Genomic DNA, 19,037 nt, shown 5'->3' with positions numbered 1-19,037 from the left:
CCGCCCCGGAATGACGAATGAGAGAGCCTTACCAATGTCAAAACTCACCGAAGCCACGCGCACAAAACTCAAATCCGTCTCCACTGCCACCGTTGCCACCGCCTTGTTCAAGCGCGGCCTGCGCATCCAGATGATCCAGGATGTCCGCCCCTTGAGCCCGGACCAGCCGACCATGGTCGGCGAAGCCTTCACGCTGCGCTACATGCCGGCGCGCGAGGACCTCAACACCATCGACGTGTTCAGGGACCGCTCCCATCCGCAGCGCAAGGCGGTCGAGGATTGCCCGCCGGGCGCCGTGCTGGTGATGGACAGCCGCAAGGACGCGCGCGCGGCCTCGGCCGGTGCCATCCTGGTGACGCGCCTGATGAAGCGCGGCGTCGCCGGCGTCGTCACCGACGGCGGTTTTCGCGATTCAGCCGAGATCGCCAAGCTCGGCTTTCCCGCCTTCCACCATCGCCCCTCGGCGCCGACCAATCTGACGCTGCATCAGGCGATCGAGATCAACGTGCCGATCGGCTGCGGCGATGCGCCGGTGTTTCCCGGCGACGTCATCCTCGGCGATGCCGACGGCGTCATCGTGATCCCCGCGCATTTGGCAGACGAGATCGCCAACGAGACCTTCGAGATGACCGCGTTCGAGGATTTCGTCACCGAGGAAGTCGGCAAGGGCCGCGGCATTTTTGGGCTTTATCCCGCGACAGATCCGCAGACGCTGACTGATTTCGCGGAATGGCGGAAGAAGAACGGGCGCTGAAGCAAACGAATTCACGTCGGGAAACGAGCCGGCGCAGCAAGCGCCGGCCCTACATTGCAGAGCGTTGAGAAAGAAGTGACGGACAATGCTGCCGTAGGGTGGGCAAAGGCGCAGTTGCGCCGTGCCCACGTGCTGTTCGAAACGGCATGAGATCGTGGGCACGCTTCGCTTTGCCCACCCTACAAGATTGTTCGTGTGGCTACGCCCCGGCCTCCGCCATCCCCGCCGCCCACAGCGCGAACGCGTACACGATCGCGACTTCATCGAGCCGGTCGAAGCGGCCCGACGCACCGCCGTGGCCGGCGCCCATGTTGGTGCGCAGCAGGACCGGTCCGCCGCCTTTCATGGTGGCGCGCAGGCGTGCGATCCATTTGGCGGGCTCCCAGTAAGTGACCCGGGGATCAGTAAGCCCGCCCATCGCCAGGATCGCCGGATAGTCCTTTGCCGCGACGTTGTCGTAGGGCGAGTAGGACAGGATGGTGCGGAAATCCGTCTCGCTCTCGATCGGGTTGCCCCATTCCGGCCATTCCGGCGGCGTCAGCGGCAGCGTGTCGTCGAGCATGGTGTTGAGCACGTCGACGAACGGCACCTCCGCGACGATGCCGGCGAACAATTCGCCGGCGCGGTTGGCGACCGCCCCCATCAGCATGCCGCCCGCCGAGGCGCCGTGGCCGACGATGCGCCTGGCGCTGGTGTATTTCGCGTCGATCAGTGCCCGCGCACTGGCGGCGAAATCGTCGAAGCTGTTGGTCTTCTTCTCGCGCTTGCCGTCGAGATACCAGGCCCAGCCCTTGTCGGCGCCGCCGCGGATATGCGCGATGGCGTAGACGAAGCCGCGATCGACCAGCGACAGGCGGTTGGCGCTGAACGAAGCCGGCATCGCCATGCCGTAGGAGCCGTAGCCGTAGAGCAGGAGCGGCGCTGTGCCATCGAGCTTCAGCCCGCGGCGATGCAGGATCGAGACCGGCACCTCGGCGCCGTCATGCGATTTCGCCATGATGCGCGTGGTGACGTAGTCGGCCGGGTTGTGCCCCGACGGAATCTCCTGGCGCTTGCGCAGGGTGCGCGTGCGCTTGACCATGTCGTAATCATAGACTTCCGACGGCGTCGTCATCGACGAATAGGCAAAGCGCAGCGTCGTGGTCTCGAATTCGTAGGAGCCCATCGTGTCGAGCGAATAGGCAGCCTCGTCGAAGGCGATGGCGTGCTCCTCCCCGCCGGCGAGATCGCGGATCACGACCGACGGCAGCGCATTGGCGCGCTCGAGCCGCACCAGGTGGCCGGCATAGAGATCGAGGTCGATGATGTAGATGCCGGGCCGATAGGGGATCAGGTCGCGCCAGTTCTTGCGCTCGGGCGCGTGAAGCGGGGCGGTGACGATCTTGAAGTCGATGGCGTCATCGGCATTGGTGAGGATGAAGAGCTCGTCGCCGCGGTCGGCGAGCGAATATTGCACGCCCTCCTCGCGCGCCGCGACGAGGCGCGGCGGCACCTCGGGGTTGGCGAGGTCGATCAGCCGCTGTTCCGAGGTCTCGTGATCGCCGCCGGCGATCACGCAGAAGCGGCCGCTGGTGCTCTCGTGCAGATGGGTGAACCAGCCGGCATCCTGTTCCTCATAGACCAGCGTATCGTCGGCCTGCTTGGTACCGAGCCTGTGCCGCCACACCTGCATCGGCCGATGATTGTCGTCGAGCTTCACATAGAAGAAGGACTTGGCATCCGCAGCCCAGACCACGCCGCCATCGGTCTCCTCGACGAGGTCGTCGAGATCCGTCCCCGTCGCCCAGTCGCGCACGCGGATCGAAAAATATTCCGAGCCCTTGGTGTCGGCGCTCCAGGCCTGCAGCTTGTGATCGTAGGAGTGCCGGCTGCCGCCGAACTTGAAATAGGTGTGGTCTTTTGCGAGCGCGTCGCCGTCGAGCACGATATGCTCGATGCCGCCATCGCGCGGCATGCGGCCGAACAGCTCGTGCTGCCCGCCCTCGCGGAACCTGCGGAAATAAGCGAAGGGGCCGTCAGGTGACGGCACGCTGGAATCGTCCTCCTTGATCCGGCCGCGCATCTCGCGCACCAGCGTCTTCTGCAAGGGTGACGTGTGGCCGAGCAGGCTCTCGGTGTAGGCGTTCTCCTCGTCGAGATATTTGCGGATGTCAGGGGCGAGGATGGAGGGATCGCGCAGCACCTCCTGCCACTTCTCGTCCTTCAGCCAGGCATAATCGTCGATCACGGCGATGCCGTGCCGCGTGAAGGAATGCGGCCGGCGCGGGGCGACGGGGGGCTTGGAAGGCGTCTTGGCTTGGGTCACTCGGTCCTCGTTCGTGTCTCGCCGGAACCCAGCTCGTCATGCGCGGGCTTGATCCGCGCATCCATCAAGGACGAATTCCTTATCGATGGATGGCCGGGCCTACGCCGCGCCGGAGCGGCTTCGGCCCCGCAGGAGGGTCAAGCCCGGCAATGACGCCAGGAAAGGCGGCAGGCCACGCATCATATGGCGACGCGCCTGCGGATTGCCAGCACGACCGCCCCAGGCTGCCGGGTTGTTGACCGGCCCCTTGTATGCTTTAGGGACGCTATCCCGCCGCCGGTCCAGCCCGATGCTGTTCAATTCCTATGCCTTCATCCTGCTGTTCCTGCCGGTCGTGCTCGCCGGCTATTTCCGGCTCGGCCGGCGCAGCAATCTGGCTCCGGTGGTCTGGCTGGCGCTGGCCTCGATCACCTTCTATGCCATCGGCAGCTGGCAGTTCGTTGCCCTGCTGCTGCTGTCGATCGCCTTCAATTACGGCGTCGGCCATCTCCTGATCGTGGCGGAGCTCACGCATCGGAAACGAAAGGCCGCGCTCATCGTCGGCGTCGCCGGCGATCTCCTCATGCTCGGCATCTTCAAATATGCCGGCTTTGTCGCCGAGAACGTCAACGCGCTGCTCGGCACGCATGTCGCGCTTCAGATCCTGCTGCCGGTCGGCATCTCCTTCTACACCTTCACCCAGATCGCTTTCCTGGTCGATGCCTATCGCGGCCAGGTTGCGGCCTATGCGCTGCCGCACTACGCGCTGTTCGTGACCTACTTCCCGCATCTGATCGCCGGGCCGATCCTCCATCACAAGGACATGATCCCGCAATTCGAGGAGGAGGAGACCAAGCATCCGGACGCGCATCTCATGTTGTGCGGAATCATCATCTTCGCGATCGGCCTGTTCAAGAAGACCTGCCTTGCCGACGGCATCCAGCCGCTGGTCGCGCTCGCCTTCGAGGCGCGCTCGCCGAGCTTCGACCAGGCCTGGTGTGGTGCGCTCGCCTACACCTTCCAGCTCTATTTCGACTTCTCCGGCTATTCCGACATGGCGATCGGGATCTCGCTGATGTTCGGCATCTTCCTGCCCGTCAACTTCAATTCGCCCTACAAGGCGACCAGCATCGTCGAGTTCTGGCGGCGCTGGCACATGACGCTGTCGCAATTTTTGCGCGACTATCTCTACATCCCGCTCGGCGGCAACCGCCGCGGCCGCGTGCTCCGCTACGTCAACTTGATGATCACGATGCTGCTCGGCGGGCTCTGGCACGGCGCGGCCTGGACGTTTGTAATCTGGGGCGCACTGCACGGCGCGTATCTCTGCGTCAATCATGCCTTCAATGCCTTGGTGCCGAACGTTCCGCCGCCGCTTGCACGCCCGGCTCGCATCGCGGGCGCTGCGCTGACCTTCCTCGCCGTCGTCATCGCCTGGGTCTTCTTCCGCGCCGCGAGTGTGGAATGGGCGCTGCGCGTCCTTCGCGCCATGGCCGATCCCTCGAATATTGTGTTCGGCCGCGAGGAGATCGCAGCCCTCGTGCAGGTCATGGTCTACGCGGCGCTGGTGTGGCTGGCGCCGAACACGCAAGCGCTGATGGGCTACGACCACGCGGGCCGCAAGGTCGGCGAGGCCTTGCGGGCAGGGCGCATGCGGCCCCTGGTGCTCTATGCGGCCTCGCTGGTGCTCGCCTTCGGCTTCCTGGGCATCCAGAGCCACAGCGAATTCATCTATTTCCGGTTCTGATGAGGAGCGCGTTCACCCATCTCTTGCGTCTTCTGCTGGCGAGCGCGGCCTGCGTGCTCGGCGCCGCAGCGCTCACCTTCGTGGTCGATCCCCTGCAATTGTTCCGCCCCTCGCGTCTGGTCCCGGCCTTCTACTCGGAGGACACGCGCGTGCAGAATGCCGGGCTGATCCGCAGCCAGCCGTTCGACACCGCCTTCATGGGCACATCGCTGGCGATCCATTTCCGCCAGAGCGACATCGACCGCGCGCTTGGTGTCCGCTCGCTCAAGCTGGCGATGACCGGCTCCAACTCGCGCCAGCAGGCCTTCGTGCTGGAGCAGGCGATCGACCGCGGCGCAAAGCGCGTGATCTGGGAGATGGACGACTTCATCTTCATCGATGCCGCCGAGATCGAGGCCGATCCTTATTTGTCCGTCGATCTCTACCGCCGGACGACGAAAGGCATCGCCTCCTACCTGTTCAGCGCGGCGATGGCGAAGGAATCCCTGTTCGCGTTGCTGCGGTCCGTTCCGCCGCTGCGGGAGCCGCTGACCCGGGCGTCACCCTATCTGCCGGTCAAGTTCGCGCTGTCAGACATCGACGACATCTACGCCCTGCCGCGGGATTTCGACGTTGCGCGCGACTACAATGCGAAGAAGACGCTTGCCGCCTTCACCTATATCACCAGTCCCGTCCGCAGCCGCTTCCTCGGCGAGGGCTACGGCTATGATGCCATGGTCCGGCATTTCGAGCAGGACGCCGTCGGCCTGATCGCGCGCCATCCGGGCGTGACCTTCGACATCTACTTCCCGCCCTATTCGATCCTGCAATTCGTCGCGATGCGCGATGCCTCGCCCGAAACGCTGAAGATCGTCACCGATCTCACGGCGCACATTGCGCAGCGTCTGACGCAATTGCCCAACGTCCGCCTGCACGATTTCCGCGCGGTCAAATCGGTCACGCACGACCTGAACAACTACAGCGACGTCATCCACCACTCGCCGGTGATCGATGCGAAGGTACTGAAGTGGCTGGCAAGCGGGGAGTATCGGGTGGATCCGGAAGCGCCGCTTGCGTCGCTGGACGAGTTGAAGAAGCAGGTGGAGGCGTATCGGCTAGCGCGCTGATCTTCCCCTATCCCCTTGTGGGAGAGGGTGGCTCGCCGCGTAGCGGCGAGACGGGTGAGGGGTTCTATCCGCGAGTCTATCTCTATACTGAATTCGCGGAGGCAACCCCTCATCCGGCGCTTCGCGCCAGCTTCTTCCGCAAGGGGAGAAGGAAGAAGGGCGGGCTTGCGTTTACACCGCCACCTCGTCGCCCAGATACGACACCGCCGCTTCGAGCCCGCCCTTGCCGTGCGGGATCTTCAGCGCGTTGAGGCCGACCTCGATCACACCGAGCGTGCCGAGCAGCATCGGCGCATTGACATGGCCCATATGGGCGATGCGGAAGGCTTGTCCGGAGAGATCGCCGATGCCGGTGCCGAGCACGACGCCGCATTTGTCCTTGCAATAGCGCTGCAGCACGGCGGGGTCGTGGCCGTTGCTCATCGTCACCGTGGTCACGGTGTTGGAGCGCTCGCTGGCTTCGGCCACGTTGAAGCCGAGCACCTGGCCTTCCGACCACATCGCAACCGCGCGGCGCGCGGCTTCGCCGAGCAGGCTGTGGCGGCGGAAGGCGTTCTCGAGCCCTTCCTCGTGCAGCATGTCGATCGCCTTGCGCAAGGCGAACAACAGATGCACCGGCGCGGTGCCGGCATATTTGCGATAATTCTCGGTGCCCTCGCGCTCGCTCCAGCTCCAATAGGGCGTCGACATATTCGCCTTCTTGTGCACCTCGAGCGCGCGCGCATTGGCGGCGACGAAGCCGAGGCCGGGCGGCGTCATCAGGCCCTTCTGCGAGCCGGACATCGCGACGTCGATACCCCATTTGTCCATCTCGAACGGCATGCAGCCGAGCGAGGCGACGGTGTCGACCATGTAGAGCGCGGGATGGCCGCTGGCCTTGATCGCCTTGCCGATCGCCTCGATGTCGTTCTGCACGCCGCTAGCCGTGTCGACCTGGACCACGACGACGGCCTTGATGCTGTGCTCCTTGTCGCGGCGCAGGCGTTCCTCGACCTCGTGCGGCCGCACCGCGCGGCGCCAGTCGCCCTTGAGCACCTCGACCTCGGCGCCCATCAGCGCCGCCGCGTTGCCCCAGCCGATCGCGAAGCGTCCGCTCTCCAGCACCAGCACCTTGTCGCCGCGCGACAGCACGTTGCTGAGCGCCGCTTCCCAGGCGCCGTGGCCGTTGGCGATGTAGATGTAGGACTTGCCCTTGGTCGCGAACAGCTTCGAGATGTCGCTGAGCAGGCTCTCGGTGAGATCCAGCATCTCCTTGGAGTAGATGTCGATCGCCGGACGGTGCATCGCCTGCAGCACCTCGTCGGGCATCGTGGTGGGCCCGGGGATGGCCAGAAACTCCCGGCCCGCACGAACGGTCATTGCTGTCAGTCCTTATTGCCAGAGAACAGGGTGGTGGGTCGCTGCAACGTTCTTACGTGGCGATGGAGCGTTAGAAAAGCGCGCAAAATGCAGGGCTGGGTTATCGCTTCGTCTCCCGGCAACCGGCCGCTTCGGCCTCTTCGACCGAGCAGAACCAGCGGGTGCCCTTGCTGATCTTCATCCTGATCTGGGTGTACCAGCGGCTGGTCGGCTGGTGATAGATGCATTCGCCGGCGCTGTTGACGTTGCCCTTGATGGTGCAATCCGGCGACGGCGCGACCGGCCCCGAGGCCGAAGCCAGCAGCACCGCATGCGCCCCGTCGGGCGGCTTGGTGGCGCCCAGGATGGCGGTCTTCTTGTTGCGGACGCGCCAGTCCCAGGGGGCGATGAAGGCGCCCTGCCACATCCCGGCTTTTGCCTCGCGTGCGGCCTTTTCGTCCGCTTCGTAATCGCGGGACATGCGGGTGTAGGCCAGCGCCCAGCCGGCGCGCACCAGCCATTTCTGGATGTCCTCGCCGCCGACCTCGCAGCGCGCCACGGTGCGGCCGCGCCGGTCGATCGACCTCGTGTGGCAGACCCAGTGCTTTCCTTCGGTGTATTTGGCGAGCTCGTCGCGGGCCGCGACGCCGCAGGTCCAGCGCTCCGTCTTGGTGTTGAGGCAGAGCTGGTCGACCGCCGGCGCGTCGATGCCGCCGAGCCGGATCCGCGTGGTGCCGATCACCACGGCATCGCCGGCGCGAACCTTTGCCGTGCCGCTGGTCTCAGCGGCCTCAGCCAGCGAAGGGATGGCGAACAAGGACAGCGCAATCAGGGCTTTTCGCAACATGCCGGTCCGGTTGTGATGACGATCTCGATAGACCGCGCAATTGTGGTCGGCTTTTGGCGGCCCGGCCAGCGCATGCCGAACGGATTCGCTTTCAACTTCCTGTCATTGATCGATGGCGCTTCACTTACCCTCCCCCTCCAGGGGAAGCTAAGAGAGTGCATCACGCCCGCGCCATCGCCCGCTTCGCTACCGCCAGCCCCATCAGCACGAACGCCGACGTCACCTCGGGCCCGCCGACCAGGATCCGCGTCGGCGTCTTCATCTTGTTCCATTCATAGGCGCGGAACGGGCCGCGGCGGCCGCCTTCGCCAAGGCTGGCGACGATCACGTTCAGCGCCGGTGCGAAGGCGCGCGGGTCGGCGCCGAGATGGCCGAGCGCGATCAGCGCCAGCGCGGCGTCGAACACGTTCATCTCGGCCGCCATCAGCTCGCCCTTGACGTAGGACAGCACGCGGTGGCGGATGAAATCGAAATCGCCGTCCGGATCGATCGCGGCCTGCGCCGCCAGCGGCAGCGCCAGGAAGGCGGCATAGCAGCGGCCGAAATAGGCGCTGTAGAGCTCCGGCAGGTAATAGATGTGCGAGCGCGGATTGGCGAAGGCGCCGCTGGCCGCGAGGCGCTTCTGGAATCCGATGATGCGATGGACGGTGGCGAGCCGCGACGGCGTCTCCAGGACCTTCCATCGCGCAAGATTGCGAAAGCTGACCTCGAGAATGTCGAGATTGAGCGTCGGATCGAGATCGTTGCCGTAGGGGCGCTCGCCATTGAGATTGTCGATCCAGGTCGCAACCCCGCCCTCATAGTCGATATTGTCGTTGAGCGGCACGGTCACGCGCGGCTCGTTGACGCCGGCGCGCACCTGATAACCCGCATAGAAGTCCAGCAGCGGCTGGTCGATGATGGCATCGGTACAGCCGGCCTGCGTCGCCGCGGAGATCGAGCAGGCCGTGGTGTCGCAATCCGGCACGTAGATGCCGAAGCCGAGGTCCTGCTTGATCTGCGCGAAGTAGCGCGAGAAGCGCGGATGCGGCGCCGGCGCCAGCGCGGTGATGACGTCAAAGCGCGCGCCGCCCAAGCCCTCGACCTCCTCGCGGCTGATGTTGACGCAGAAATCGACCATGTCGGCGATGGCGCGCTCCGCCGCGATCTTGTCGGCCGGCGAGGCGAGCCCGGTTTCGACATAGCTCAGCAGCGCCTCGATGAAGAATGCATCGTAGTAGGCCGAGCGGTGGCGGATCTGCACCGGCTCCCACATCGGCTCGGCAATGCCTTTCCAGGGCGGATTGACCACGGCGCGTGCCGGCGAGCGCGCGATGAAGACGCGGGCGAGGTTGAACAGCAGCGAGGAATTCTTGTAGCCGCGCGCGTTCAGTCCCGTCAGCGCCATGATCAGCTCACGGCCGCGGACATCCGGATCGCCGATCAGGTTGAAGGCGGCGTAGGTCGGCAGGAAGCCGTTGCGGCGGTAGGAGCCGAGCAGATGCTGCGCGCAATCGCGGATCACGCCGTCGATCTCAGCGCTCTCAGGCATCGTGGCGTTGAACGGCACCGGCGGGGGCCTCGGATGGTCGAGCGTGATGCCGTCGACGAGATCGGCGATCGGCTGCCCGACCGCCGCCCAGTCGGGCTCGATTTCGTCGCGGGCCTGGGTGAGGGCCTGCCGCAGCTGCGTCAGCCTGGTCTCGTCGCGCAGCTCGGGCAGTCCGGCGCGGCGGAGCAGGATCCGCAGCGCGGGATTGCCGAGCGCGGTCTTGTAGAATTTGGCCAGATGCGGATCGCCGCCAGGCGTACCCGACAACACGGCATCGCAGACGTCGTAAAGCGAGGGGCCGTCCTTCCGCGCCGTCAGCGCCCGGCAGGCGGCGCCGGCAAAATATTGAAAGCTCATGAAATACCTGGTCGCGGGGCCCTTGGTCGGGGATATCAGGCACGCCGGCATCTGCGCGCCACCCCCTTGCAAGTCGTTGAAAAAGCTACCCGGATTCGCAGGAAATACAAATGTGATGAACATCACGGAAAAGCCGGCACGAGGGCTGCATGGTCGCTCCCCGGAAAGCTACGGGGACGCCAACGAAGCAGGACTCCAGCGCGGAGAATTAACTAACGCATTCAGCTACTTAGCTTAAATTTTGGGCAATCTATTGCCCCAGGACCTATATGCGGTTAAGGGTTTGTTTGGTGCGGCGCCGCAAATTGCGCGCAATTCGGGGGCACTTCCCCGGCCAATCCCTCAAACCTAAAGACGCTATCGCGCTACTCAAACAGTGTGCGCGCGCTTGGCTGGTCTTTGGCACAGGAAACGAAGCGAGATGAATGTAAAGCAGCTCGACCTTTCCAGACGTACGATCGCCTTCGCCGCGGCCCTCATCGGCACGGTGTCGCTGGTGATCGGCGCCCATGCTGCTCTCAACATGCGTGCGATCGATGCCGCCAAGGCCGTCTCGACCGACCAGATCACCGGCTCGATCGGCCAGGCCTCGCGCCTCGCGCTGGTCATCGGCAACGGACATTATCCCGACGCCAGCGCGCCGCTGACGCAGTCGATCAACGACGCCCGCGCGCTGTCCTCGTCGCTGCGCAAGAACGGCTTTGACGTCGACATGGTCGAAGACGCGACCAAGGACGACATGGTCCGCGCCGTCGGCCGCCTGAAGTCCCGGATCACGCGCGACAGCGTCGTCATGCTGTTCTTCGGCGGCTACGGCGTGCAGGCCGGCCGCGAGAGCTACATGCTGCCGGTCGACGCCGTGATCTGGAAGGAAGGCGACGTCCGCCGCCATGGCGTGTCGATCGAGGGCGTGCTCGACATGATGAAGGAGCAGGGCGCCAAGGCCAAGCTCGTCGTGGTCGATGCCTCCCGCCGCAATCCTTACGAGCGCCGCTTCCGCTCCTACAGCCACGGTCTCGCGCCGATCAGCGCGTCGGACAATGCGCTGATCCTCACCTCCGCCTCGCCCGGCAAGGTCGTCGACGACGGCAAGGGCGAGCACAGTGTGCTGGTCAGCGAGTTCCTCAACAATCTTGGCAAGCCCGGCAGCGCCGAGAGCGTCTTCAACAAGACCCGCCTCGCCATCTCCCGCGCCAGCGAAGGCGACCAGGTCCCGACCGTGTCGTCGTCGTTGCTCGAAGACGTCCATTTCGGCGAAGCCGGCGGTTAGTTTTTTTCTTGGATCTTGCGACGTCTCGTGCCCCGGACGCGGCGCATCATGCAATGATGCGACGCTGAGCCGGGGCCCATTTTTGGCACACTGTACCCCCCGTCGTCATTGCGAGCGCAGCGAAGCAATCCAGAATCCCTCCGCGGAAAGACTCTGGATTGCTTCGTCGCAAGAGCTCCTCGCAATGACGATGGTGGCCGCTACTTCGCCGCTTCCGCGCTGGCCATCACCGGACGCACCGGGTCGCCTTCGCGCAGCAAGGCGCCGGCGCGGGCGACGACGACGTCGCCTTCGTTGAGGCCGTCGCGGACCTCGATATTTCCGCCCGACATCAAGCCGACCTCGACACGCTTGGTCTCGACGCGGTTGCGGCGGATCACCTGCACCACGGTGCCGGCGGACGAATACTGCACGGCGGTCAGCGGCACCGCGACGTTGCAGCTCTGCCCGGTCTTGATCAGCGCACGCGCGCTCGCGTTCAGCAGCAGCCGCTTCTGCGAGGAGATGCCGATATAGACCATGCCCTGCTGGATGTTCGGCTCGACGGTCGCGCCGATGCGGCGCACCTTGCCGCTGATGTCGGGGGCGCCCGGGATATGCACCGTGGCCTGCTGATTGACCGCGAGCTTGCGCACATCGGTGGTGGCGACGAGGCCGACGAGATCGTATTCGCTGCGCGCCACGATCGTGAACAGCGCCTCGCCCTTGGCCGAGGCGAAATTGCCGATCTGCGCGGACGAGTTCGCGATCACGCCCGCCACGGGGGCAGTGACCTGAAGCGTGCCGCCCTCGGGCAGCGCCAGCCGCGCCAGCACCTGGCCGGCGGTGGTGGTATCGCCGGCTTCCGCCAGCACGTCCGTGACCTTCAGGCCGGGCCGCTCGGGCCGCACCGAGGTCTCCTCCCGCGCGACGATCGTGCCGGTGGCCTCGACGACGTCGGAGAAGCAGGATTTCGCGACCTTCAGCACCGTGACCGCCGGCCCCTTGGGCGCGTCGTCATCGGCGGCGCTGGCCGGATAGGGGCTGAGGGCGAGCAGGCCGGCGACGGCTGCGGGATACAGGCTTCGGGCAACGGCGCGGGGCAACTGACGCATCGGAAATTCCAATTGGGTAAATTCCACTTGGGCTATGCCTCCAATCGATAGCAGATGGCCGCCGCCCGCACTACGGCCGCGCCGTCCCGAAACGGGACTCGGCGCCGCCGCGGGCAGTCGCGGCAAGTCTCTTAATGACAGGCCTCTTAATGACAAGTCTTTGATGAGTCGCGGGATTGGAGAACAGGTTCGCTCCGAACAGCTCACGGCCAGGGCGCCATGCCCGGCGGACGTCAGCGGCGCCGATCACCCACCAGCGTGCCGCTGGCCCGCTCGATCAGATGCAGCCGCGTGCAGGCCGGGCAGGACACGGATACGTGCGTGCGATCGGCCGGCTCGTCGGTCAGACGATGCTGCACGTTGAGTCCCGTCTGGGGGCATTTGAAGACAATCTGCCGGTCCATGACCGAGATATGACGTCAAGCCGGGCCGCGCGAAACTGCGGATGTTTACGTAGGTCGGCCGCGTTCCCTCACGGCAGGCTCAGGAACTCGATCCAGTTCGGCTTCTTGCCGGTGGGATAGGATTTCAGCCTGGCCAGCGCGCCGCTGCCCTGGTCGATGGCATAGACCGTCATGCTGTTGGAGAGCTCGCCGGCGGCGGCGAGATAGCGGCCGCTGGGATCGACCTGGAAGCCGCGCGGCTGTTTCTCGGTCGGCACGCTGCCGATCGTGGTCAGCTTGCCGCTCGCGCCGTCGACCTTGTAGGCGGTGAGCGTGCTGGTGGTGCGCTCGGAGGCGTAGAGGAAGCGGCCGTCCGGCGTGATGTGGATGTCGGCCGTCCAGGGTTTTCCGGAGAAGCCTTCGGGCAGCGCGGTGGTGCGCTGGATCTCGTCCCAGGCGCCGCTCCTGGCCTCATAGGTGAATGCCGCGACGTCGCCGTTCAGCTCGTGGAGGAGATAGACGAACTTGCCGCCGGGGTGAAAGACGAAGTGCCGCGGCCCGGATTTCTCCGGCACCTTGTGCGCCGGCGGATCGCTCGGCGTCAGCGTGCCGGCCGTGGCATCGAACGCGAAGGCCAGCACCTGATCGGAGCCGAGATTGGTCGCGAACGCGAAGCGGTTGTCGGGCGAGGGCAGGAAGGCGTGGGCGTTCAGCCCCGTCGGGATCACCTGCTTGGGATCGCCGGCAACGCCGTTATCAAGCAGCGGATTCAGCGCGACCTTGTTGCCGCCATAGGAGGCGCTGAACAGGAACTTGCCGCTGCGGTCGATGGCGATATGGGCCATGCTGTCCGCGAGCGGTCCGGCGCCGAGATGGCTGAGCTCGCCCGTCCTGGGATCGATCGCAAAGCTCACCGCGAGATAAGGCTGCGAGCGGATTGCGGCGATCAGCACGCGGCGGTCTGGCGTGATCGCGAGCGGTGTCGAGGAGCCCGGCTTTTCGACGCCCTTGAAGGCGGCCGTCTGCACGGGCGTCATCTCGCCGCTCTCGCTCATCTTGAACACGCTGATGTCGTTGCTGTCGGCATTGCCGACATAGGCGAAGGTTTCGGCCATGCCGGCACGAACTCCTGAAACGAGGGTGAGCGAAGCGAACAGGGTGGCGGCGATCATAGCGCGCGGCACGCGCGATGCGATGTGTCGGATCGATCTCGACATGGGCTCCTCCTCCTGAAAGCCGGTTCGCGGCATTGTCGTTTTGCCGCGAGGATAGCGGCAGGCGCGCCGCCGCACCAAAATCCAGATGGGATCGATCGATGCCGAAATCGCATCGGTCGCGGAATGGCGTGTCAGCGCGCTGCCGCAGTGCGGGAGGGCAAATGCGGCCCCGGCGCCGGCGGCCCGAGCATGACCCACACGATGACCGCGACCACAATAGCCGGTGTTGCTGCGAACCAATGCGCTGCGAACGCATTGAACCTGCATGACCCGCGAAAACGATCTCGAAGGCAGCCCGACATGGGTGGCAAGCATGGCGGTCAGGCCGGCCAGCCCAGGCTTCCGCCGCGCCCGCACGAGGGCGAGCACGACGAGGACGTCGTGGCAAAGCGCCACACCGGCCAAACCGACCGGGCGCCGCCGCAGACCAAATCAAAATAGCGCCTTGTCGCCTGCCATCGCGGCGGCTTCGCGTGGGGAACGGCGGCATCGCTCTGCCGCGTCGGAAAAGCAAAGAGGGAGGCTGGCCCGTGTTTTGGATCTGTTGGAACACCGCCTGGTCGCTGATCATCAGCGGCATCTGGGTCGCCACCATCGTCAGCCACCCCGACTCCGAATTCGTCGAAGTGCAGGCCGCCAGACGGCAAATGTGATCATGCCAACCGTTGCCGAACTCGCCCGCCTCAGGTCATGCTGCCAGGCATGAAGCAGCGGATCATGGGACGGCCGTTGACGTAATAAGGCCAGACCATGGTGCGCCCGGCGCGGTTGGGCTCGGTGATGACGGCATCGTCGGGCACCTCGACCCAGTTGCCGAGCAGCCGCACCCGGTAACGTCCGTCCCGCGTCTCCCAGTCGACGTCGTCGAGCGCCGTGCCGTCGGCGTCGGCACAGCAGGGACCGCCGCCCTTGCTCTTCAGGCTCTCGAACCAATCCTTGAGCGGGGAGTTTGCGTAGCGCCCGTCGTCGCGGGCCTCGGCGGCAAGGCCGATCACGGCGGCAACCGCGACCAGGGCAAGCATTCTGAACGCCAGGATAGACATGTCACCTCGCTCGTTTCGCACACGCGCGACGGCGCGGGCGAAAAGCCGCCTGCGGTCCGCGTGATGCAATGTTGACTGGGCCCGTCGGCCGGAGTTCCCGGCCGTCTCAGCGAGGCGATAACCGCGAGGTACAAGGTTTGATCCTATCTTTCCCCGGGAGGCAGGCCCGGGTGTCGCGCCGGCCTGTGATCGGGGGGAAACAGGCTCGCGGCAGTTGCTGGATAACGCTGCCAGGTGCGACTAAGTTGTTGGTCTGTCGAGGATACGGACCGGGATGGATCGGCGGACATTTCTATCGTCGGGCGCTTTTCTTGCAGTGGCGGCGCACAAGGCCGCGCACGCGGCAGGCAAGGTGTCTCGCATCGGCTGGCTCACGGCGCAGCGAGAGGCGAGCCTTACGCCGTTTCTGCAGGTGTTCCGCGCCGGCCTTCGCGAGCTCGGCTATCGTGAGAACGAGAACCTCGAGGTCACCTATTGCTATGGTGATGATGATTTGACCCGCGTCGCGCCGCTGGCCGAAAGCTTGCTTCGAAAGCCGGTCGACCTGATCGTCGCTCAAGGCGCTGCGGTCGCAATCGTGGCTGAGCTGAAGCTATCAACCCCCACCGTGTACGTTTTCAGCGGCGACCCTGTCGTCGCCGGCTTCGCCGATAGCCTGGCGCGTCCGCCCGCCAACATGACCGGCCTGACCTTCATGGCCGCAGAGTTGAACGCCAAACGTTTGGAGATCCTGCGCGATACCGTTCCGGGCTTGCAGCGCGTCGCCATCGTCGGCAATCCCGAGCATCCGGGCTCGCAGATCGAGCGCGCCTATTCCGAGGACACCGCCAGGAAGCTCGGGTTGAAGACGGAATTTTTCGCGACCGCAAGCCAGGACCAGCTCGCCGCCGCGTTCGCCGCCATGGACCGCAATCCGCCGCAAGCCGTCTCGCTGTTCGCCGATGGATTTGCGATCCAGTACCGGGACCGGATCATCGAGCAGGCGATGAAACATCGGGCGCCGGTCATTTCGGGCTGGGCAGCCTTCGCCCGGAGTGGCGCCCTCTGCACCTATGGGCCCAGGCTTTCCGACTCCTATCATCGCCTGGCCGCATACGTGGACCGCGTCCTCAGAGGCGCACCTCCATCGGAGTTGCCGATCGAACGTCCCGCCAGGTTCGAGACGGTCGTCAATCTGAGGACCGCCAGGGCACTCGGCCTGAAGCTGCCCGACTCCCTCATCGCCTCTGCCGACGAATTGATCGAGTGACCGCCGCCGTCGGCGGCTAGGCCGCCACCGCCTGCGCTGCCAGCAGCTGCTTCAGCTTCGCGGCCGGCACCGCCGGGCTGAACAGCCAGCCCTGCATCTGGCTGCAGCCGAGCTGGCGCAGCACCTCGGCTTGCGCCTCGGTCTCGACGCCTTCGGCCGTCGTCGCCATGCGGCGCGCGGCGGCCATGTGCACCACGGCCTGCACGATCGGCGAGGAATCCTCGGGCTCGCCGATGTCGCTGATGAAGCTGCGGTCGATCTTGATCTTGTCGAACGGGAAGCGGTGCAGGTAGCTCAGCGACGAATAGCCGGTGCCGAAATCGTCGAGCGCGATGCGCACGCCGAGCTCGCGCAGCTGCTGCAGGATCGCCAGCGCCTCCTCGTCGTCGCGGATCAGCACCGTCTCGGTGATCTCGAGCTCGAGCCGCCCCGGCGCGAGCCCGGACTCCGCGAGCGCGGCGGCGACCTTGAGCGCCAGCGTGCGCGAGCGGAATTGCACCGGCGACACGTTGACCGCGATGTGAATCCGGCCGGGCCACGAGGCAGCCTCGACGCAGGCCTGCTTCAGCACCCATTCGCCGATCTCGCCGATCAGGCCGGTGTCTTCGGCGACCGGGATGAACTCCGCCGGCGAAACCATGCCGCGCTCGGGATGGCGCCAGCGCAACAGCGCCTCGCAGCCGGTGACGACATTGGCGGTGAGATCGACCAGCGGCTGGTAGTGCACCTCGAACTCGCCGCGGGCGAGCGCCTGGCGCAGATCGAGCTCGAGCTGGCGGCGCTGCCGCACCCTGGCGTCATATTCGGGTGCGAAGAGGCGGAAGGTGCGGCGTCCTTGCGACTTCGCCGCATACATCGCCAGATCGGCGCGCTTGAGCAGATCGTCGAGATTGTCGCCATGGTCGGGTGCGATGGCGATGCCGATGCTGGCATCGGTCGGAACCTCCTGCCCCCCGCAATCCACCGGCGCGCGCAACGCCCCAAGGATCGTTTCCGCGAGTAGCGTCAGCTCGGCCGGATCGGAGGTGCCGGCCTTGACGATGGCGAATTCGTCGCCGCCCAGTCGCGCGACCATGTCGTTGCCGCTGACGCAGGCACGCAGGCGGCTCGCCACCTGGCGCAGCAATTCGTCGCCGACCTCGTGTCCGAGCGAATCGTTGACGCCCTTGAACTCGTCGACGTCGATATAGAGGATCGCGAACGGCTTGCCCTGCGCGAGCTCCGCGACGCGGCGCTCCAGGTGTCCGCGCAGCAGCACGCGGTTGGGCAGGTCGGTGAGCGCGTCGTAATGCGCCAGATGGGCGATGCGCTCGTCGGCGCGGATGCGCTCGGTGACGTCGTCATGGGTGGCGAGCCAGCCGCCGCCAGCTGCCGGCTGGTTCTTGATCTCGATCAGCCGGCCGTCGGCGGTCTCGACGATGGTGCTCTGGGTGCGGCCGATATTGCTCAGGATGTCGTCGCAATAGGCCTCGACGTCGCCCTCGAACGAGCCGGTGTCCCGGCGGTGCCGGATCACGTCCCGGAAATGGACGCCGGGCTTCACCACAGCGGGCGAGAGCCCGTACATCTCGATGTAGCGCCGGTTGCAGACGATCAGCCGCTCGTCCTGATCAAACATCAACAGGCCTTGCGTCATCGTGTTCATCGCGGTGTCGAGCCGCTGCTTCTCGAGCGAAAGCCGCCTCGTCACCTGGCGGAAGATCAGAAACAGCGTGAGCACCAGCAGGCCGATCGACAGCACGGCAATGGTGACGAAGAACTTCGTCTGCGTGCGCCAGGTCGCCAACGTCGTATCCAGCGACTTGGTCGCCACCACGACCAGCGGCTCGCCGGTGAGCAGGCGCGAGGCGACGATGCGGTCCTTGCCGTCGATCGGGCTTGCCAGCTGGGTGGTGACGAAAGTGCGCTCGAACACCGCCATTTGCTCCGGCGTGCCGGTGCGGAAGTTCTGCCCGATCATCGCCTCGACATGCGGAATGCGCGCGAGCAGCTGGCCGTTCTGGTGGTGCATCGCGATCGAGGAATCCTCGCCGAGCCCGGTCGAGGCGAAGAAGGATTCGAGCTGCTCCGGCGCGATCGCGCGCGAGACCAGTCCGAGGAACTCGCCATGCGGGCCGGAGACGCGCCACGCGAACACGATCGCCGGTCCGTTGCCGAGCCGGCCGGGCACGATCTCCACTTCCTTCTGCGCGGCCGGATCGTTCTTGAGACGGTGGAAATAGCCTCGATCGGCGATCGAGATGTCGGCGACCGGCCATTGCCGCGACGAGTTGATCAGCACGCCCCTGGAATCGAACACATTGGCGCCGGCGACGTCGGACCAGCCGCTGGCCTTCGCGCGCAGCACCTCGTGCACGGCGAGCGTGCCCATCTCGCTGCGGAAGATTTCGGCGGAGGCGATGCCGTGGCTCTCGAGCTCGGCGATGATGCTCTTCTGCAGCACCGCAAAGTCCTCGAACTGGCGGTCGAAATGCCGGGCGAGCATGCGCACGGCGCTCTCGAGGCTGTCGCGGCCGCTCTCGATGGCATTCTGCCGGAAGCGGTCGACGGTGAGCGCGGTGCCGATGGCGGTCGCAAGCATCAGCACGAAGCCGCCGGCGATCAGCCACGTCAGCGGCGCCCCGCGCCAACGCCGGAGCAACGCGCGCAACCGCGCGGTCCATCGAATCGATGCGCCCATCCAGCCCTCCCGTGGGCTGCAAGATGCAGCAAAACCGACAAGAGCCCGTTACCATTGACGGTTACGGAAAGATGAATCGGAATGGAATCAGTGGCTTGGTTCCATCGCACGGGAACCTGCGGCGCGTCGGCAGGTCC

Annotated in this window: 16 protein-coding genes; 7 read left to right on the top strand and 9 right to left on the bottom strand. The window is 65.6% G+C overall.

Annotated elements, in window-relative coordinates:
• Positions 1-34 precede the first annotated feature (34 nt).
• Complete coding sequence (locus BDOA9_RS04600; RefSeq protein WP_025032779.1) at positions 35-754, top strand: ribonuclease activity regulator RraA; 720 nt, start codon at positions 35-37, stop codon at positions 752-754.
• A 199-nt stretch (positions 755-953) separates the two neighbouring features.
• Here BDOA9_RS04600 and BDOA9_RS04595 read toward each other — a convergent pair whose 3' ends face one another.
• Complete coding sequence (locus tag BDOA9_RS04595) at positions 954-3,059, bottom strand: S9 family peptidase (RefSeq protein ID WP_025032778.1); 2,106 nt, start codon at positions 3,057-3,059, stop codon at positions 954-956.
• Positions 3,060-3,348: 289 nt separating this feature from the next.
• Here BDOA9_RS04595 and BDOA9_RS04590 point away from each other — a divergent pair, with 289 nt between their 5' ends.
• Together BDOA9_RS04590 and BDOA9_RS04585 are read left to right on the top strand one after the other, a co-directional pair.
• Positions 3,349-4,785: an MBOAT family O-acyltransferase gene (locus tag BDOA9_RS04590; RefSeq protein ID WP_025032777.1), complete on the top strand. Its 1,437-nt coding sequence runs from the start codon at positions 3,349-3,351 to the stop codon at positions 4,783-4,785.
• Entirely contained in the window at positions 4,785-5,891 is a 1,107-nt protein-coding gene (locus BDOA9_RS04585) for a hypothetical protein (protein WP_025032776.1), read from the top strand. The genes BDOA9_RS04590 and BDOA9_RS04585 overlap by 1 nt, the downstream gene beginning before the upstream one ends.
• Positions 5,892-6,062: 171 nt before the next feature.
• Here the strand turns inward: BDOA9_RS04585 and BDOA9_RS04580 are convergent, their stop codons facing one another.
• The 3 genes from BDOA9_RS04580 to BDOA9_RS04570 form a co-directional block, all read right to left on the bottom strand.
• Positions 6,063-7,250, bottom strand: coding sequence for a pyridoxal-phosphate-dependent aminotransferase family protein (locus BDOA9_RS04580; RefSeq protein WP_025032775.1), 1,188 nt, complete (start codon positions 7,248-7,250; stop codon positions 6,063-6,065).
• Between the two features lie 100 nt (positions 7,251-7,350).
• The gene (locus tag BDOA9_RS04575; RefSeq protein WP_025032774.1) at positions 7,351-8,076 is read right to left on the bottom strand and encodes a thermonuclease family protein; all 726 of its coding nucleotides are present in this window, start codon (positions 8,074-8,076) and stop codon (positions 7,351-7,353) included.
• Positions 8,077-8,236: 160 nt separating this feature from the next.
• A complete protein-coding gene (locus tag BDOA9_RS04570) occupies positions 8,237-9,964 on the bottom strand; it encodes a hypothetical protein (protein WP_025032773.1) in 1,728 nt (575 codons plus the stop codon).
• Positions 9,965-10,385: 421 nt separating this feature from the next.
• On the opposite strand from BDOA9_RS04570, the gene BDOA9_RS04565 reads away from it, so the two are divergent.
• A complete protein-coding gene (locus BDOA9_RS04565; protein ID WP_025032772.1) occupies positions 10,386-11,234 on the top strand; it encodes a caspase family protein in 849 nt (282 codons plus the stop codon).
• Positions 11,235-11,434: 200 nt separating this feature from the next.
• Here the strand turns inward: BDOA9_RS04565 and BDOA9_RS04560 are convergent, their stop codons facing one another.
• From BDOA9_RS04560 to BDOA9_RS04555, 3 genes are all read right to left on the bottom strand, one after another.
• The gene (locus BDOA9_RS04560; RefSeq protein WP_025032771.1) at positions 11,435-12,328 is read right to left on the bottom strand and encodes an efflux RND transporter periplasmic adaptor subunit; all 894 of its coding nucleotides are present in this window, start codon (positions 12,326-12,328) and stop codon (positions 11,435-11,437) included.
• 233 nt (positions 12,329-12,561) lie between these two features.
• The gene (locus BDOA9_RS37675; protein WP_152033126.1) at positions 12,562-12,732 is read right to left on the bottom strand and encodes a hypothetical protein; all 171 of its coding nucleotides are present in this window, start codon (positions 12,730-12,732) and stop codon (positions 12,562-12,564) included.
• A 68-nt stretch (positions 12,733-12,800) separates the two neighbouring features.
• Positions 12,801-13,928 carry a lactonase family protein gene (locus tag BDOA9_RS04555; protein ID WP_025032770.1) on the bottom strand — a complete coding sequence of 376 codons (1,128 nt, stop codon included), beginning with the start codon at positions 13,926-13,928 and terminating at the stop codon, positions 12,801-12,803.
• A 189-nt stretch (positions 13,929-14,117) separates the two neighbouring features.
• Here BDOA9_RS04555 and BDOA9_RS38730 point away from each other — a divergent pair, with 189 nt between their 5' ends.
• Together BDOA9_RS38730 and BDOA9_RS39865 are read left to right on the top strand one after the other, a co-directional pair.
• Positions 14,118-14,369 carry a hypothetical protein gene (locus BDOA9_RS38730; RefSeq protein WP_192859669.1) on the top strand — a complete coding sequence of 84 codons (252 nt, stop codon included), beginning with the start codon at positions 14,118-14,120 and terminating at the stop codon, positions 14,367-14,369.
• An 89-nt stretch (positions 14,370-14,458) separates the two neighbouring features.
• Positions 14,459-14,581, top strand: coding sequence for a hypothetical protein (locus tag BDOA9_RS39865; protein ID WP_256375387.1), 123 nt, complete (start codon positions 14,459-14,461; stop codon positions 14,579-14,581).
• 30 nt (positions 14,582-14,611) lie between these two features.
• Here BDOA9_RS39865 and BDOA9_RS04545 read toward each other — a convergent pair whose 3' ends face one another.
• Positions 14,612-14,971 carry a hypothetical protein gene (locus tag BDOA9_RS04545; RefSeq protein WP_025032769.1) on the bottom strand — a complete coding sequence of 120 codons (360 nt, stop codon included), beginning with the start codon at positions 14,969-14,971 and terminating at the stop codon, positions 14,612-14,614.
• Positions 14,972-15,245: 274 nt separating this feature from the next.
• On the opposite strand from BDOA9_RS04545, the gene BDOA9_RS04540 reads away from it, so the two are divergent.
• On the top strand, positions 15,246-16,220 hold the full coding sequence (locus BDOA9_RS04540) for an ABC transporter substrate-binding protein (RefSeq protein WP_082847787.1): 975 nt from the start codon (positions 15,246-15,248) through the stop codon (positions 16,218-16,220).
• A 16-nt stretch (positions 16,221-16,236) separates the two neighbouring features.
• Here BDOA9_RS04540 and BDOA9_RS04535 read toward each other — a convergent pair whose 3' ends face one another.
• Positions 16,237-18,900 carry a bifunctional diguanylate cyclase/phosphodiesterase gene (locus BDOA9_RS04535; protein ID WP_025032767.1) on the bottom strand — a complete coding sequence of 888 codons (2,664 nt, stop codon included), beginning with the start codon at positions 18,898-18,900 and terminating at the stop codon, positions 16,237-16,239.
• Positions 18,901-19,037: the final 137 nt, after the last annotated feature.

The sequence above is a fragment of the Bradyrhizobium sp. DOA9 genome, assembly GCF_000617845.2.
Taxonomy (GTDB): Bacteria; Pseudomonadota; Alphaproteobacteria; order Rhizobiales; family Xanthobacteraceae; genus Bradyrhizobium.
Note: the sequence above shows the minus strand (reverse complement) of the source record. Positions and strands in the feature narration are given on the sequence as shown.